We start from the raw sequence: 16,941 nt of genomic DNA on the forward strand, positions 1-16,941 counted from the left end.
TGGCGTTAACCAGGCAATGGTCAAGTGGCCGCAATCACCTCGAGCACACGGATAACACCGGGCTCAGGGTAATGCCAGCGTACGTCCAGGTCCCAGAATTGCGCACCGTATTCACGTTCTGCCGTGGGCGTTTGGTAGGCAGGTCGGGGGTCCTGGGCCAGGCACTGTTCAATCAGCTCCACCAAGGGCTCCTGAAGACGCAGCGCCTGGCCGTGGGCCTGTTGCAAAGCGGCATCTGTCCATTGCACGGGGATGAGGCCGGGAGCGGCGCTGGCCATGCTGTTGCTGGCGCTGCCGATGATGTCGGCGTAGGGCACATAAGGCTTGATATCGAGAATCGGTGTGCCATCAAGCAGATCAATACCCGAGATGTACAGCCGATTGGCCTCAACCTTGTCCAGCTTCACCACTGACTGGCCGATGCCATTTGGGCGGTGGGTCGCACGGGTGGCGAACACCCCCATTGATTTATTGCCGCCCAGCCGTGGGGGGCGCACCTTGAGGCGTGGTTTGTCTTCCAGTGCCTGGTGGAACACGAATAGCAGCCAGACATGACTGACCTGTTCCAGGCCTTGTACGGCATCACCCTGGTCGAACGGTGCGACCAATTCCAGCACGCCGCGGGCCGCCGGGGCCAGTTGCGGTTGGCGTGGAATGGCGAACTTCTCCTTGAAGCAGGAGCGCACAAAGCCGATGGGGGAGACGGTGTAGGACATGGGTAATAAACCTTGTGGCCGCTGCCGCAGGCTGCGATGGGCAGCGCTGCGGCCCCGGTATATAGGCCTCGAAGATCTTTTTGATCTTATCGCAGCCTGCGGCAGCGGCTACAAAGGCTTTGTCGGTACAACGGTGGATCAGGCGCGTACGCGCAAGGTCAGGCCCTTGAGGAAGTTGCGCAGCAACTGGTCGCCACAGGTGCGGTAGTTGGTGTGACCAAATTTGCGGAACAGTGCGCTCAGCTCTGGCTTGGACACCGGGAACTCTGCGGCCTTGAGGATGGCGTGCATGTCGTCTTCCTTGAGTTCGAAGGCCACGCGCAATTTCTTCAGGATGATGTTGTTGGTGACGGGCAGTTCCACCGGCTGTGGCGGACGGCTTTCATCTTTCCCGCGCTTGAAAATCACCAGGCCATCCAGAAAATGCGCCATCACGTCGTCCGGGCAACGGACGAATCCTTCTTCTTCATCTTTTTTCAGGTAGGTCAGGACGTCTTCCTTGGTCACTTCCAGGCCACCAAGCTTGATGATGTCGACAACCTTGTTGTCACTGATGTCGAGCATGTAGCGCACGCTGCGCAGTACGTCATTATGAATCATGTGGGCAATCCTGATATTCAGCAGTGAGCACCGCAGGCTGTGCTGCGGTGTCTAAATGTGCGGGGTAGGGCTGTACTTAGAACTTTTCTTTGGCCGACATGTAGCGCCATTGACCGACGGGAAGCTTGCCCATCGACACGCCGCCAATGCGAATACGGCGGATGGAAATGACGGTAAGGCCGACGGCCTGACAGAACAGTGCAATAACCCCTGGCTGCGGATTCTTCATCGCAAAGCGTAGGCGATTTTCACTTTGCCAGCTGGCTTTGACGGCCGGCAATTCCCGACCCTTGTAGGTCATGCCGTGATTGAGGCGGTTCAAACCGTGGGGAGCCATTTCGCCGGAGACTTCGACCACGTATTCCTGTTCGATCTTGTTGGCATCGGCGGTCAGCTTGCGCACGATTTTCCAGTCCTGGGTGAACACCAGCAGGCCGCTGGCGTTGGCTTGCAACTCGTTGCCAACAGTCAGACGCAGAAAGTGTCCCTTGAGCGGACGCTTGCCGTAGCGGTGTTCTTCGCTCAGGGTTTGCGGGCCAATCAACGCCAGGGCGCTGTCGGTATCCAGGCCCGCAGGCGCATTCAGCAAAATGGTCACAGGCTCGGGCGCGGTAGCCTTGGCTTCCGGGTCCAGCTCGACTTTTTGGTTGTCGACCTTGAATTGTGGTTCGTCGATGACTTCGCCATCTACCGTGACCCAGCCACCTTCAATGAACAGTTCGGCCTCACGGCGGGAGCAGCCGACGAGTTCGATGAGGCGCTTGGAGAGACGTATCGGTTCAGACATGACAGGGGCCGTAATGGAATTGGGCGGCTATTGTACCCGCCTGGCGTCGGTTAAGCCCGGCAACATTTGCCTTATGCACGGGTAGAGCGTTTATACCGCAGGTGCAACAGAGGATATGGCTGTCCAAGGCCGTCTTTTTCACTGCGCCCAACGACCTCAAAGCCTTGTTTGAAGTAAAAACCGACCGCTTGAGTGTTTTGTTCGTTGACGTCGAGGCGCTCGGCGTTCAGTTCGTTGATGGCAAACATCAGCAAGCGCTGTCCGATGCCTTGGCCGCGGTAATCGGGGTGTATAAACAGCATTTCAACTTTGCCAGAGGCAACGCCGGCAAAGCCCGCAATGCGCTGGGTAAGCGGATCCTTGCAGCAGACCAGCATCACCGCGTTCAGGTATTGGTCTTTCACCAGGTCGCGCAGTAATTGAACATAGCTGTCTGGCAAGAAGTCATGGGTAGCGCGAACGGATGCTTCCCATACGTCAGTTAATTCATTGAAGTCTGTAAGGCGCGGCGTATGAACGACCCATGCTTGACTCATCCAGCGTGTCTCCTGAGGCGAGTAATTAGACAATGGGTTAACCATAGCTGCAAAAAAAGCCCTGACGCAGAAGCGGCAGGGCTTTTTGAACGGGTTATGCCCGGGGCTTAAAGTGCTTCAGCCCACAGGTCATATTCGTCGGCGTCCGTCACTCGGCACATGATTTTGTCGCCGGGCTTGATGTCTTTTTCGGTGGCGATAAAGACATTGCCGTCGATTTCCGGAGCATCGAAGAAGCAGCGGCCAACGGCGCCTTGCTCATCGACTTCGTCGATCAGGACTTCGATTTCCTTGCCGATTTTCATCTGCAGGCGAGCGGCGCTGATGGCTTGCTGGTGGGCCATGAAACGCTCCCAGCGATCCTGCTTGACTTCATCCGGCACGATGGCGGCGTCCAACAGGTTGGCAGGGGCGCCTTCTACCGGCGAATACTGGAAGCAGCCGACGCGATCGAGCTGGGCTTCAGTCAGCCAGTCGAGCAAGTACTGGAAGTCTTCTTCGGTTTCACCCGGGAAGCCGACAATGAAGGTCGAGCGAATGATCAGGTCCGGGCAGATTACGCGCCAGTTCTTGATCCGTGCCAGGGTCTTGTCTTCAAAGGCCGGGCGTTTCATGGCCTTGAGTACTTTCGGGCTGGCGTGCTGGAACGGGATGTCCAGGTACGGCAGGATCTTGCCGGCGGCCATCAGCGGGATCAGCTCGTCAACGTGCGGGTACGGGTAAACGTAGTGCAGGCGTACCCAGACACCCAGGGTGCTCAGGGCTTCACACAGTTCGGTCATGCGGGTTTTGACCGGGGCGCCGTTCCAGAAGCCGGTGCGGTATTTCACATCGACGCCATAGGCGCTGGTGTCCTGGGAAATCACCAGAAGCTCTTTCACGCCGGCCTTGACCAGGCGCTGGGCCTCGTCGAGCACGTCGCCGACCGGGCGGCTGACCAGTTTGCCGCGCATCGACGGGATGATGCAGAAGCTGCAGCTGTGATTGCAGCCTTCGGAAATCTTCAGGTAGGCGTAATGACGCGGCGTCAGCTTGATACCTTGCGGCGGCACCAGATCGATCAGCGGGTTGTGATCCTGGCGAGGCGGCACGACCTGGTGCACTGCGTTGACCACTTGTTCGTACTGCTGCGGGCCGGTAACCGCAAGCACGCTTGGATGCACGTCGCGGATGTTGCCTTCTTCGACACCCATGCAGCCCGTGACGATGACCTTGCCGTTTTCCTTGATGGCTTCACCGATGACTTCCAGCGATTCAGCTTTGGCGCTGTCGATAAAGCCGCAGGTGTTAACCACCACGACGTCGGCGTCCTGATAGGTGGAGACGACATCGTAGCCTTCCATACGCAGCTGCGTAAGGATGCGCTCGGAGTCGACCAGTGCTTTTGGGCAACCCAGTGAGACGAAGCCGACCTTTGGGTTGGCTGGCGTGGTAACGGTGGACATGGCGAACCTCGGTATGTAGTGACGTTACATGCCCGTAAAGGCTGCACGACGAACGGGCGCTTGGTGCGCCTCTAATCAAAAAAAGTGCGCAATTTTAGCTATGGTCAACGCAGTTGACCAGCGTTAAACGGGGATTTGCGACGAGTGCTGCGCTATGCTTCGCGCCGCCAGATATTGGTAGGGTCATCAGGTCAAGAAAACATCTGTAACTGGAAGTAAAGCAGCGCATGCTGTGCAGGTTTTCCCGGGCCGGGTATCGCGTCTCTCCCTCCTCGTATGGGGCCGGAGATGTGGGGTATGGCTTAGGCCGGGGCAGCTCGGGTCAGCGAGTGCGTCGTACTGTTTATATGAGTTCCAGTCTTGAGTGCGGGAGTGATTGATGGGGCAGGCAGGTAGTCAGGCCGCAGAGCGCGGCCACTCAGCAGCAAAGCCTATCGGCATGCTGGTAGCAGCGGTAGGTGTGGTGTATGGCGATATTGGCACCAGCCCGCTTTACACCCTTAAAGAGGTGTTTTCCGGTGGGTATGGTGTGCAGGTCAACCATGATGGCGTCTTCGGTATTTTGGCGCTGATCCTGTGGTCGCTGATTTGGGTGGTATCGATCAAGTACGTGCTGTTTATCCTGCGCGCCGACAATCAGGGCGAGGGCGGGATCATGGCCTTGACGGCGCTGGCGCGACGGGCCGCGTCACCTTATCCGCGGTTGCGCTCGCTGCTGGTGATTCTGGGGCTGATCGGCGCCTCGCTGTTTTATGGCGACAGCATGATCACCCCGGCGATCTCGGTGTTGTCCGCGGTTGAAGGGCTTGAGCTGGCCTTCAGCGGGCTGGAGCGGTGGGTCGTGCCGTTGGCGCTGATTGTGCTGGTGGCGTTGTTTTTGATTCAGCGTCGCGGTACGGCCACGCTGGGCAAGCTGTTTGGTCCGATCATGGTGCTGTGGTTTGTGGTGCTGGCGGTGCTCGGCATCCATGGCATCTACCAGCATCCAGAAGTGCTTAATGCCCTCAATCCGATCTGGGGAGTACGCTTCTTTGTGTCTCACCCCGGGATGGGCGTGGCTATTTTGGGCGCGGTGGTGCTGGCGCTGACCGGCGCCGAAGCGCTGTATGCCGATATGGGCCATTTTGGCCGCAAGCCGATCGCTCGCGCCTGGTTCCTTCTGGTGCTGCCCGCGCTGGTGCTTAACTATTTCGGTCAGGGTGCCTTGTTGCTGGGAGATCCGGCTGCAGCCCGTAATCCGTTCTACCTGCTGGCACCCGATTGGGCGCTGATTCCCTTGGTAGGGCTGGCCACGCTGGCGACAGTCATTGCGTCCCAGGCCGTTATTTCCGGGGCCTTCTCGTTGACTCGCCAGGCCATTCAGCTGGGTTATATCCCGCGTATGCATATCCAGCATACCTCCAGTGATGAGCAAGGCCAGATCTACATCGGTGCCGTGAACTGGTCGTTGATGGTGGGCGTTATTTTGCTGGTGCTGGGTTTTGAGTCTTCAGGGGCACTGGCTTCAGCTTATGGGGTGGCGGTGACCGGGACCATGCTGATCACCAGCATCCTGGTGACGGCGGTCATGCTGCTGCTGTGGAAATGGCCACCGGTACTGGCAGTGCCGGTGTTGATCGGCTTTCTCTTGGTGGACGGGCTGTTTTTCGCGGCCAACGTGCCGAAGATTGTGCAGGGTGGTGCCTTTCCGGTGCTGGCGGGGATCGTGTTGTTTGTGCTCATGACCACCTGGCGCCGGGGCAAACAGCTGTTGGTGGGGCGGTTGGACGAAAGCGCGCTACCGCTGCCGCTGTTTATCAGCAGTATTCGTGTGCAACCGCCGCATCGTGTGCAGGGCACAGCGGTGTTTCTGACGGCGCGCCCGGATGCGGTCCCCCATGCGTTATTGCACAATCTGCTGCATAACCAGGTGCTGCACGAACAAGTGGTGCTGTTGACAGTGGTCAACGAAGACTCGCCGCGGGTTCCGGCGGATCGACGCTTTGAGGTTGATACCTACGGTGAGGGCTTCTTCCGGGTCATCCTGCATTTTGGTTTCATGGATGAGCCGGACGTGCCTGAAGCGCTGAAGCTGTGCCATCTCGATGATCTGGACTTCAATCCGATGCGCACCACTTACTTCCTCAGTCGGGAAACGGTGATTGCGACCAAACCGGTGGGCATGGCGCGTTGGCGCGAAGCCTTGTTTGCCTTCATGCTCAAAAACGCCAACGGCAACCTGCGGTTCTTCAAGTTGCCAGTCAACCGGGTAATTGAGCTGGGAACCCAGGTCGAAATGTAATAGCCGACCTGCCGCACGCTGCGATACGGGCCGAAGGACCTTCGAAAACAGGGTCGCTTCCCAACCCATCGCCGCCTGCGGCAGCGGCTACAGGATACTCGTAGCCGTTCGAGGCTATCGGGTTTACTGCACAACCCCCTGACGCTGTTTGATTGCGTCTACCAGCCTCTGGGCCAGTGCCGGGTAGTTCTCATCAAAGTGATGCCCGCCTGGCAGTTTCATGCCTTCGCCCACGGCTGTCCTGGCCGTGCAGCCACTTTCATCGACTTCCTCTTCGCCATAAATGCACACCACTTTGGCCGCCGGCAGTTTTGACATTTCCTCGCCGGTGTCAGCCTCTGCGCCTGCTTTACCCAGCCAGCCATCGACGTGGATTTCAAAGCTGCCGCTGCGTGCGAAAGCCAGCATGATGATGGCGTCTACCCGGTTTTGCTCGGCAGGCGGCAAGCGGTTATAGGTGGCGGGCAATACGTCTGCACCGAACGAGTAACCCACCAGCACAAAACGCTGGGTGCCCCATTTTTGCCGGTAATGCTGCATCAGTTCGGTGAGGTCGCTGGCGCTTTGTTCCGGCGTTTTGTGCTGCCAGTAATAGCGCAGTGTGTCGATGCCGACGACCGGGTAGCCGATCTTGGCCATTTCCCCGGCGACGTCGCGGTCCAGATCGCGCCATCCACCATCACCGGAGAGGAACAGGGTGACGGTGCTGTTTTGCTGACCTGCGGGCACTTCGACGACGGGGATGTTCAGTCCGCCATTTTCATTGCCCACCAGTATCTTGCGCAGTTCATTGCTCAGCACCTGTGGCAGGTGAATGTCATAGTCGCTGATGCTGGTTTGCGCCCGGGGCTGATCGCGTACGAATGCGGCACTGGGGTCGTCCGGGTTGTCGTTCCAGGCCACCAGCCAGTTACCGTGCGCGGCTGTTTTCGGCAGAGGCAGGGTGCAACCGGGTGCTTCGAGTGTGAAGCCCACCGACACGGCTTGAGCCTTGTCGCTGGTTTGCCCGGCCAGCCAGCGCCAGGCCAGGCTCGCGCCCGGGCCTATGCCGCTGACCAGCGTGGCACTGCCTTTAAGTTGCTGCAGGGCGCCTTGCAGGGCTTGCTGCTGCAAGATGCAATCATCCTTGGGCAGAATGACCTGCACCAACTGCGCGTCGCCGCTACGGCTCAGGGCCAACAATTGCTTGTCATTGAGCGCCTCTTCGGCCGGAGCAGCGATGACCACCCTGGCGTGAACCGATTGGCCCGGGGTCACCCGGGTCAGGGTTGAACCATCGGCCTGGCTCAGGTGTTCAAGGGAGGGTTCGGGGGCGGGACGATTCCAGTACCAGTAGCCGCCTGCAGCAAACGCGACCAGTACCACGAGGGTTACCAGCAAAAACCGCCAGGAACGATGTTTCATTAGCGTTTCACCAATCCAGTCAAGCCACCCGCAATCAGGGCGGCGGTATCAGCCAGTGCTACCAGCGGATCAAGCCCGGCAGGCACGGCCATATAACGAGGTTCCCAGTCCGGCTGGAATTTGTCTTTGAAGCGGCGTAAACCCTGGAAGTTGTACAGCTGCTCGCCGCGCTGGAACACCATCGATCCAAAACGCTGGGTCAAGGGGGCGCCGCGACGAGGCTGGAGGCCGGACAGCGGCACCATCCCCAGGCTGAAACGGGCGTAGCCCTGCTTTTTGTAATGCTGGATCAGGCCGACCATCATGAACTCCATGGTCAGTTTTGGCGCCTGCGGGTGGGCGCGCATAAGGTCCAGACTCGACAGTTCATGACTGTGGGTCTCCAGCAGATTGGCAAAGGCCACCGGCTTGCCTTCAAAGCGAATGATCGCGACCCGGAAGTGCTTGATGTAGTCCGGGCTGAAGCGTCCCAACGAGAAGCCTTTTTCGCGTACGTTCTTGCCGGTCAGCCAGGCGTCGGAAATGACCTTGAGTTCATCCAGCGGTGCCTCGCCCGGCTCATGAATTTCCAATGACAGGCCATCACGGGAGCCACGGTTCCAGGTGTAGCGCAGGTCTTTCATCTCTTTGCCCTTGGCATCGAGATCAAAGCGATGCAAGTCGACCCGGGCTTCTTCTCCAAGCTTGATCGCAGTCAGGCCGATGTCCATATAAAAAGGCAGGTTCTCTGCGCGCACTTGATAGAACACGGGGCGTGCGTGGTGCGTGTCGCAGAGGTCGCGAAACTGCCAGATCAGCTCGGCGCGTTGCTGGTTGGGCCCTATGGGGTCGTACAGTGCCACCAGGCTGCGGCCACGGCGGGCGTACATCAGGAAGGCGTTGTCGTCCGGGTGGAACAGCAGCGCCTTGTCGCCGGTCAGGGCCAGTCCACCATCCGGTTGATCGGAAGCGAGCAGGATTTTTTCGGCTTTCTCCAGTTCTGCTGCGTCGGGCAGGTGAATCACCGGGCGTTCGGTACGCAGTAGCCAAGTCAGGGAAACGATCACCAGGAGCACTGCCGCCCCCAGCAATGAGCGCAATCCGCGCGGGGCGTCGGCATCCAGGGTGAACTGCCACCACAGCTCATGGTTGTAAGGGACGTCCTGGTAGGCGAACAGCAGCAGCCAGATAGAGGCCCCTAGCACGCACACACTGGCCACCACGTACAACGGCGAAAAAGGCAATTCGGTCAGGCGACTGGGGCGATAGAACGAGCGCCGAAACAGTGCCAGCAGGCTGGCGGTCAACGCCAGGATAGTGGCTTCCTCCCAGTCAAAGCCCTTGAGCAGAGAGAGTACGGCACCCACCAGCAGCAAAACCATGGTCAGCATCCAGGCGGCAGACAAGCGTCGACGCAAGCCTTGAGCCAGTAACAGGCACAGCACACCGATCAAGCTGGCGCCAAAGTGTGAGGCGTCAATCAGTCGGTGGGGGATCAGGAAGCCGATGTGCTCAAGGCGCGTATCGATTTCCGGGGTAGCGCCGGAAAACAGCAAAACCACGCCGGATATAAATACCAGCACCGCCAGCACCGGCGCTGCAAGGCCGGAGGCCACCCGCAGGCTTTGCCGGGTCTGAATCAGGCGCTGTGCTTCGGTGATCAGCAGCATCAGGCAGGCCACCAGCAGCGGCAGGATCACATAGATCATCCGGTACAGCAGCAACGCGGCAGCCAAAGGCGCGGCCCCCAGCTTGTCAGCAAAGGCTGCAAGCAAGATAGCCTCGAAAACCCCGACCCCGCCCGGAACATGGCTCAGTACGCCGGCGGCCAGTGCCAGCAGATACACCAGCAGAAATGGAGCGAAGGGCGGGGCTTCTGGCAGCAACAGATACAGCACGGTGGCCGCTGCGGCGACATCCAGCGCGGTGATCAGCAGTTGAAGCAATGACAGGCGCACGCTGGGCAAACGTAGGGTGCGCCGCCCGGCCCTGACCAGCAGATTGTCCGGGATCGGCTGTTCGGGCAGGCGGCGGCGATAAATGCCCAGTGCCAGCAATGCCGAGAGCGCCAGAACGGCGAACGCGATTGCACCCAATAGAAGGGCCGGAATGTGTAGCGCTGCAGAGGCAGCAGGCAAGTTGCTCAATGTTGCCAGGGCGGCCAGTGGCGGCAACGCGCAGCCCAGGGACAGGCTGGCAAATAGCGTCATGTGTGCAACTTCAGACGCCCCCAGTCCGAACCGAGCATATAAGCGGTAACGCACGGAGCCGCCGGAGAGCAGTGACAGGCCAATGGCGTTTCCTACGGCAAAGGCAGTGAATCCACCCAGGGCCAGGATTCTGAAGGGCAGTTTGATGTTGGCGTAGCGACTGGCTGACCACTCGTATCCGAGCAGTATCAGAAACCCCACCGCCGTTGCGGCCAAGGCACCGAGGAGGGCGGGCTTGGGCACTTCCAGAATGGAGTCGTGCAAGGCATACAAGTCGAGTTCGCTGAGCAGATGGCGACAGGCAATTAGGGCGACCGTAAACAGCAACAGAGTCAGCGCGAGCCCAATAGGCTGGCGATACTTGCTCAGCACATCCAGCAGGTGCAAACGCCTGGCTGTAATAGGGAGGGCGGCAGTCACGGTTTTTTTGGGTTCTGGCGAGTTATCGGGCATCAATCACCTCGTGGATCGTGCGCGACAGAATGGGGGCATGGGCTCAAGTAACCAATCCCCTGGCTTGAAATATCTTGAAATATTTTAAGCTGTTTGCCTTTTGTTCAGGTTCGAGGCGTTAAACAGAGGGCAAAGCATGAAGCAAGCGTAGGCGGTCTTCGTCCATGGGATAGGGCGGGGTATGGACATTCATGCTGGAGGCACGTTTCGAGCGCGCACAAAAAAGGCCACTCTTTCGAGTAGCCTTTTTTGATGTTTGGTTGCGGGAGCCGGATTTGAACCGACGACCTTCGGGTTATGAGCCCGACGAGCTACCAGACTGCTCCATCCCGCGTCTGTGTGGGCGCATTCTACAGAGGAACGCCGAAGTGTCAACCTTTAATCGCGTAAGCGGTTGAAAAGCCCGGCTTTAATCTGGAGCCCTGACCTTGGCGGGGAGGGCGAAAAACAGGCGGGCACAAAAAAGGCCACTCTTTCGAGCAGCCTTTTAATGTTTGGTTGCGGGAGCCGGATTTGAACCGACGACCTTCGGGTTATGAGCCCGACGAGCTACCAGACTGCTCCATCCCGCGTCTGTGGTGCGCACTCTACAGTGATGTGGGGATGAGTCAACCTTTAATGCATAAATGCAGCAAATAAGGCCGTGCCGCTCGTTTTGTGTGCTGCCGGGTTTATTCGAAAAATAGACGCGCACAAAAAAGGCCACTCTTTCGAGTAGCCTTTTTCGATGTTTGGTTGCGGGAGCCGGATTTGAACCGACGACCTTCGGGTTATGAGCCCGACGAGCTACCAGACTGCTCCATCCCGCGTCTGTGGGGTGGATTCTACAGCGATACGCTGGGGTGTCAAACGTTAATTTAGAAAAAACTGTTCTGGTTCAATCGGTTAGATAATAACTGTGCAAGTGGAAAGGGCTGCAGGCCCTGTGCGCTATGGGTTTGACTCTATCAGAGACAGATGTTCGATTAGTTAAATATATTCAACGTGGATTTTTCCTACGCTTGTCGGGGGTAATCAAGACTACTGGTGCTATATACAGTTCACGATGACATACTGACGCTCTGCATTGCCTACTCTCTTGAAGAACACTGCCTTACATGACGCAGCGCAAAATCATCCACGTCGACTGTGACTGTTTCTATGCCGCTATTGAAATGCGTGATGACCCGAGCCTGGCGAACAAGCCGATGGCGGTGGGTGGCTCTGCGGATCATCGTGGCGTGATTTCTACCTGTAATTACGAAGCGCGGGCGTACGGCATACGCTCTGCGATGGCTTCCCGGCATGCACTCAAGCTGTGTCCGGATCTGATTATCGTCAATGGCCGAATGGACGCCTATAAAGAAGCGTCCCGAGAAATTCATGGCATCTTGCGTGATTACACCGAGCTGATTGAGCCGCTGTCATTGGATGAGGCTTATTTGGATGTTTCCGATAGCCCGCATTTTGCCGGTAGCGCCACGCGTATTGCCCAGGATATCCGGCGCCGGGTTTCCAATCAGCTGCACATCACTGTCTCCGCGGGTGTGGCGCCCAACAAGTTTTTGGCCAAAATCGCCAGTGACTGGAAGAAGCCCAACGGTCTGTTTGTGATTACTCCGGATCAGGTGGATGACTTTGTGTCGGCGCTGCCAGTCAATAAGTTGCATGGCGTAGGCAAGGTGACCGCAGACAAGCTCGGGCGCTTGGGTATCGAAACCTGTCTTCAGTTGCGCGAGTGGAACAAGCTGGCGCTGGTGCGTGAATTTGGCAGTTTCGGCGAGCGGCTATGGGGTTTGGCACGAGGGATAGATGAGCGGTTGGTGCAGAGCGACAGCCGACGTCAGTCTGTGAGTGTTGAAAACACTTACGACACGGATTTACCGGACCTGGCCAGTTGTCTGGAAAAGTTGCCCGAGCTGTTGGCCACTCTGAATGGACGCATTGCGCGTATCGACAGCAGCTATCGCCCAGGCAAGCCGTTCGTCAAAGTGAAGTTCCACGACTTTACCCAGACCACGCTAGAACAGTCCGGTGCCGGGCGGGATCTTGAGAGTTATCAGGGATTGCTGAGTCAGGCGTTTGCGCGCGGCGCCCGGCCCGTTCGGTTACTGGGGCTGGGCGTGCGTTTACAGGATTTAAGTGGTGGGCATGAACAGCTGGAGCTGTTCAAGCGTTAGGCAATCCACCGCTGTAGGCATTGCTTCAGCCAACCCCGGGGTCAGCCACCAGGCGTCCGGCATTTTTGGTCAGGGACTGAAGGAATTCATGCTGTAACTCAGGATCGTTACGCGTGAGTTCGATCAGGCTTTGTTCCAGTTCGCTGGCTTCTTCTTCCAGCCCCAGCTCCGACAGACGCTTGACCCGATGAACCCACTGGCTGACGTCGTCGCCTTCCAGGTCGTCGTAGATCAGGTTGTGCGCTTCCAGCAGTTTGCCCCGAAGGTTGCTGCTGATCGACAGGGTTGAATCAGAGTGGGTTTCGTCCTGGGCATCTTCAACGGTAATGGTCAGTTTGCCGATGCGATTCAGGTCTTGCTCGGCAAACGGGCTGTCCAGCAGGTTGAGACGCAAGATGCCATGCCGGTCGGTGGTGAGCTCATGATTTTGCTTGCCAGCCTTGACCATGACCGGACGCTCGGCCCACGGCAGGCTTGAGTATTCCAGGCGCTTGTCGCGCTGAATATCATCAATTCCCGCCAGGTTCTGCTCGGCACGGCCGTGAGATTGCACGTTCATGGCCGGGTTAAGGCCGGCGAAGCCATAACGTACCCAATCCTTGGTCACGCTGTCCGGCAATTGCCCGAACATAAAGACGTTAAGCACATTGGCACCGACCCCCGCGACCACCGCAACTGCTCCCAGCGGAATCTCATAGACTTCGCGCCAGGGTTGATATGGGGTGTAGCGGTCGTAATGGCGTGTGACATCGAACTCAGTGACCTCAAAGGTCTTTTGTTCATTGATGCGCACACGTCGTTGCGGCAGCTCAAGCACCGAGGGTGATCCAACGTCGATCTGGAGGCTGTGCGCGAGCAGTTTTCGCTCGATGCGCTCCTCGTGCTCGCTGCGTTGCGACATGTGATTGGCACAGCCGCTCAATAGCAGGGCGCCGCACATGGCGGCGCCCCCGAGGGTTAAGGTACTTCGCTTGAACATGACGTCTCTATCTGGATTCAGCGACGGATACGGGCCTGGAGGAACGCAAGCACATCGGCAACGGGCAGCGCTTGAGCGTCTGCTTCGGTGCGGCTCTTGTATTCGAGGTTGCCTTCGGCGAGGCCGCGGTCACTGACCACGATCCGGTGCGGGATGCCGATCAGTTCCATGTCTGCGAACTTGTTACCCGGGCTGGTTTTCTTGTCGCGATCGTCCAGCAGTACTTCAAAACCGGCGGCCGTCAGTTGGGCGTAGAGGTTGTCAGTGGCTTCACGTACGGCTTCGGTTTCGTAACGCAGGGGCACCAGTGCAACCTGGAACGGTGCCAGGGCGTCGCTCCAGATAATGCCGTTGGCGTCGTTGTTCTGCTCGATGGCAGCGGCGACGACACGGGAGACACCGATGCCATAGCAGCCCATCGCCAAGGTGACAGGCTTGCCGTTTTCGCCCAGAACCTGGCACTTCATGGCTTCGCTGTACTTGGTGCCCAGCTGGAAAATATGGCCCACTTCGATGCCGCGCTTGATTTCCAGCGTGCCTTTGCCGTCCGGGCTAGGGTCGCCGGTGACAACGTTACGCAGGTCGGCCACGGTCGGTACAGGCAGGTCGCGTTCCCAGTTCACGCCGAAGTAGTGCTTGTCGTCGATGTTGGCACCCACGCCGAAGTCGCTCATCAGTTCAACCGAACGGTCAATGATGCACGGCAATGGCAGGTTCAGCGGGCCCAGGGAGCCGGCACCGGCGCCGATGGCGGCGAACAGTTCTGCGTCTGAAGCCATGGTCAGCGGGCTGGCTACCAGTGGGTGGTTGGCGGCCTTGATTTCGTTGAGCTCGTGATCGCCACGGATCACCAGAGCGATCAGCTTGCCTGCTTCGGCGGCGTGAACGATCAGCGTCTTGACAGTTTTTTCGATTGGCAGGTTGTAGCCTTCTACCAATTGAGCAATGGTCTTGGCGTCCGGAGTATCGACCAGGCGCAGCTCTTCAGTGGCTGCAGGCCGCGAGGTTTCGGCAGGAACGGCTTCGGCCTTTTCGATGTTGGCCGCGTAGTCGGAACCGTTGCTGAACACGATGTCATCTTCGCCGGACTCGGCCAGAACGTGGAACTCGTGAGAGCCGGCACCGCCAATGGAGCCGTTGTCGGCTTCAACTGGACGGAAGTTCAGGCCCAGGCGGGTGAACACGTTGCAGTAGGCCTGGTGCATGCGGTCGTACGTGACCTGCAGCGATGCCTGGTCAGCATGGAACGAGTAGGCGTCCTTCATGATGAATTCACGGCCACGCATCAAGCCGAAGCGCGGGCGAATTTCATCACGGAATTTGGTCTGGATCTGGTACAGGTTGATCGGCAGCTGCTTATAGCTGTTCAACTCGTTGCGGCACAGGTCAGTGATGACTTCTTCGTGGGTTGGCCCAACGCAGAACTCACGACCGTGGCGATCCTTCAGGCGCAGCAGTTCCGGGCCGTACTCTTCCCAGCGACCGGACTCTTGCCACAACTCAGCCGGCTGGATGCTGGGCATCAACACTTCCAGGGCGCCGGCAGCGTTCATTTCTTCGCGAACAATGGCTTCTGCCTTGCGCATGATCCGCAGGCCCATGGGCAGCCAGGTGTACAGGCCGGAAGCCAGTTTACGGATCATGCCGGCGCGCAGCATCAGCTGGTGGCTGATAACGACCGCGTCTGAAGGCGTTTCTTTCTGTGTGGCGAGCAAATATTGACTGGTGCGCATGGTTAGCCGTTGCCGTTGCTGATGACTAGAAATGACTGGGCATTGTACGGGTGAGACGTGCTTGCGTACAGGGCAGGCGGGGGAGAGCGGCTCCCCCGGGTGTTTACGAGGTTTTTTCGAGGCTGACCGGAGGGTTCAGGCGTGCCCGGCGGTTCTCCTGGAACCAGTGCAGGCTGATCAGCAGCAGTGTCGGAATGCCCATCAGAGCGGTAATGATAAAGAAGTTGTGATAGCCGAACTTCTCGACCAGTACGCCTGAGTAACCGCCCATCAAGCGCGGGAGCAGCAGCATGATTGAGCTGAGCAGGGCGTATTGGGTGGCGGAGAACTTGAGGTTGGTCAGGCTGGACAGGTAAGCCACAAAAGCAGAGGTCGCAAGCCCGGAGCTGAAGTTGTCGAGTGAGATCGTGACCACCAGCATTTGCAGGTTGGGGCCCATGTCGGCCAGCAGCATGAACATGAGGTTGGTGCCTGCAGACGCCGCGCCGCCAATCAGCAAAATGGGCAAAATACCGAACCGCACGATCAGCAAACCGCCCATGCCGGCCCCGACCAGGGTCATGATCAGGCCGAATATCTTGCTGACGCCCGCGATCTGGTCCTTGGTGAACCCTTGGTCGATATAAAACACGTTGGCCATGACGCCCATGACCGTGTCAGACATGCGATAGGTCGCGATCAGGCCGAGCAGCAGCAAAGCTTGCCAGCGGTAGCGCAGGATAAAATCGTTTACCGGGGTCAGCACCGGTGCCAGGCCGCGTCGTCCGATGGACGACAAGCACAGTACCGTGAGCAGGGTGTACAGGATGGCCCGTAAAAAGGCCCGGTCCTCCAGCACCAGATTCATCGGGCTGATGCCCTCGAACAGCACGCCGGCAAAGTCGGTGTTATAGAGCTGGGTGAACATGGCCGGGACTGAAACCAGCAGCACGATCAGTACAAACACGGACGCCAGTTGATGACCAAAGCTGTAACGGCCGGCCGACAATTGGGTGCGTAACGGCACCGGCGGCTCACGCATGAAAAAGCTCGTGAGCAGGGCCGGGACCATCAGCAGGCCGAACAGCACGTAGGTGCCGGTCCAGGCGGAGTGCTTGTAATTGAAACCGGTCGAGCCGAACCCCTCGGCAAAGAACAGGGCGCCGGCGGTTGCCAGCAGGGCGGCTACCCGATAACCGGACATGTAGCTGGCGGCGAGCGCAGCCTGGCGACTGTCCTCGGCGATTTCCAGGCGGTAGGCATCCACCGCAATGTCCTGGGTCGCCGAAGCGAACGACACGACCACAGCAATGGCAATCAGCCACGAAAGGTGTTGTTGCGGGTCGCAAAAGCCCATGCCGACCAGGCCCAGGATCACCAGCGACTGGGAAAGTACCAGCCATGAACGACGCCTGCCGAGTTTACCCAGCAGCGGCAGGCGCCACTGATCGAGTAGCGGTGACCACACCCATTTAAAGGCGTAGGCCAGTCCGATCAGGCTTGCATAGCCAATCGTTTCGCGGGCCACGCCAGCTTCGCGCAACCACACGGAGAGCGTCGAGAACACCAGCATGTACGGCAAGCCGGCGGCAAAACCGAGCAACAACAGCACAAGAGTCGAGGGGCTGGCATAGGCAGCGAGCGCGGCGCGCCAGGTTTTACGGGGCATGGGCTGGAGTC

The 16,941-nt window shown here is 58.6% G+C and carries 12 protein-coding genes and 3 tRNA genes; 2 read left to right on the plus strand and 13 right to left on the minus strand.

What is annotated here, in order from left to right; translation table 11 throughout:
• Positions 1-20: 20 nt before the first annotated feature.
• The 5 genes from tsaA to rimO all read right to left on the minus strand — a co-directional run bounded on the left by tsaA (position 21) and on the right by rimO (position 4,084).
• Complete coding sequence (gene tsaA, locus DQN55_RS05280; RefSeq protein WP_048377964.1) at positions 21-716, minus strand: tRNA (N6-threonylcarbamoyladenosine(37)-N6)-methyltransferase TrmO; 696 nt, start codon at positions 714-716, stop codon at positions 21-23.
• Between the two features lie 138 nt (positions 717-854).
• A complete protein-coding gene (locus tag DQN55_RS05285; RefSeq protein WP_048377963.1) occupies positions 855-1,316 on the minus strand; it encodes a YehS family protein in 462 nt (153 codons plus the stop codon).
• A gap of 76 nt (positions 1,317-1,392) precedes the next feature.
• On the minus strand, positions 1,393-2,103 hold the full coding sequence (locus DQN55_RS05290) for an rRNA pseudouridine synthase (protein ID WP_048377962.1): 711 nt from the start codon (positions 2,101-2,103) through the stop codon (positions 1,393-1,395).
• 71 nt (positions 2,104-2,174) lie between these two features.
• On the minus strand, positions 2,175-2,639 hold the full coding sequence (locus tag DQN55_RS05295) for a GNAT family N-acetyltransferase (protein WP_048377961.1): 465 nt from the start codon (positions 2,637-2,639) through the stop codon (positions 2,175-2,177).
• Positions 2,640-2,746: 107 nt separating this feature from the next.
• Complete coding sequence (gene rimO, locus DQN55_RS05300; protein WP_048377960.1) at positions 2,747-4,084, minus strand: 30S ribosomal protein S12 methylthiotransferase RimO; 1,338 nt, start codon at positions 4,082-4,084, stop codon at positions 2,747-2,749.
• A 379-nt stretch (positions 4,085-4,463) separates the two neighbouring features.
• Between rimO and DQN55_RS05305 the strand changes: the two genes are divergently transcribed.
• A complete protein-coding gene (locus DQN55_RS05305) occupies positions 4,464-6,365 on the plus strand; it encodes a potassium transporter Kup (protein WP_048377959.1) in 1,902 nt (633 codons plus the stop codon).
• Between the two features lie 123 nt (positions 6,366-6,488).
• Here the strand turns inward: DQN55_RS05305 and DQN55_RS05310 are convergent, their stop codons facing one another.
• The 5 genes from DQN55_RS05310 to DQN55_RS05330 all read right to left on the minus strand — a co-directional run bounded on the left by DQN55_RS05310 (position 6,489) and on the right by DQN55_RS05330 (position 11,220).
• The gene (locus tag DQN55_RS05310) at positions 6,489-7,769 is read right to left on the minus strand and encodes a virulence factor family protein (RefSeq protein WP_048377958.1); all 1,281 of its coding nucleotides are present in this window, start codon (positions 7,767-7,769) and stop codon (positions 6,489-6,491) included.
• Positions 7,769-10,411, minus strand: a complete 2,643-nt coding sequence (gene mprF, locus DQN55_RS05315) for a bifunctional lysylphosphatidylglycerol flippase/synthetase MprF (protein ID WP_048377957.1) — start codon at positions 10,409-10,411, stop codon at positions 7,769-7,771. Before mprF ends, DQN55_RS05310 begins: the two co-directional genes overlap by 1 nt.
• Positions 10,412-10,668: 257 nt before the next feature.
• Positions 10,669-10,745, minus strand: a tRNA-Met gene (locus tag DQN55_RS05320).
• 161 nt (positions 10,746-10,906) lie between these two features.
• Positions 10,907-10,983 (minus strand) — tRNA-Met (locus DQN55_RS05325).
• A gap of 160 nt (positions 10,984-11,143) precedes the next feature.
• Positions 11,144-11,220, minus strand: a tRNA-Met gene (locus DQN55_RS05330).
• Positions 11,221-11,508: 288 nt separating this feature from the next.
• Between DQN55_RS05330 and dinB the strand changes: the two genes are divergently transcribed.
• Complete coding sequence (gene dinB / locus DQN55_RS05335; protein ID WP_048377956.1) at positions 11,509-12,570, plus strand: DNA polymerase IV; 1,062 nt, start codon at positions 11,509-11,511, stop codon at positions 12,568-12,570.
• Between the two features lie 25 nt (positions 12,571-12,595).
• Here the strand turns inward: dinB and DQN55_RS05340 are convergent, their stop codons facing one another.
• The 3 genes from DQN55_RS05340 to DQN55_RS05350 all read right to left on the minus strand — a co-directional run bounded on the left by DQN55_RS05340 (position 12,596) and on the right by DQN55_RS05350 (position 16,930).
• Positions 12,596-13,549 (minus strand): hypothetical protein, encoded by a 954-nt coding sequence (locus tag DQN55_RS05340; RefSeq protein ID WP_048377955.1) that lies wholly within the window; start codon positions 13,547-13,549, stop codon positions 12,596-12,598.
• A 17-nt stretch (positions 13,550-13,566) separates the two neighbouring features.
• Positions 13,567-15,282, minus strand: coding sequence for a proline--tRNA ligase (locus DQN55_RS05345; RefSeq protein ID WP_048377954.1), 1,716 nt, complete (start codon positions 15,280-15,282; stop codon positions 13,567-13,569).
• Between the two features lie 103 nt (positions 15,283-15,385).
• Complete coding sequence (locus tag DQN55_RS05350) at positions 15,386-16,930, minus strand: AmpG family muropeptide MFS transporter (RefSeq protein ID WP_048377953.1); 1,545 nt, start codon at positions 16,928-16,930, stop codon at positions 15,386-15,388.
• Positions 16,931-16,941 lie beyond the last annotated feature (11 nt).

Origin of the sequence: Pseudomonas taetrolens (assembly GCF_900475285.1) — a bacterium.
Classification (GTDB): Bacteria; Pseudomonadota; Gammaproteobacteria; order Pseudomonadales; family Pseudomonadaceae; genus Aquipseudomonas; species Aquipseudomonas taetrolens.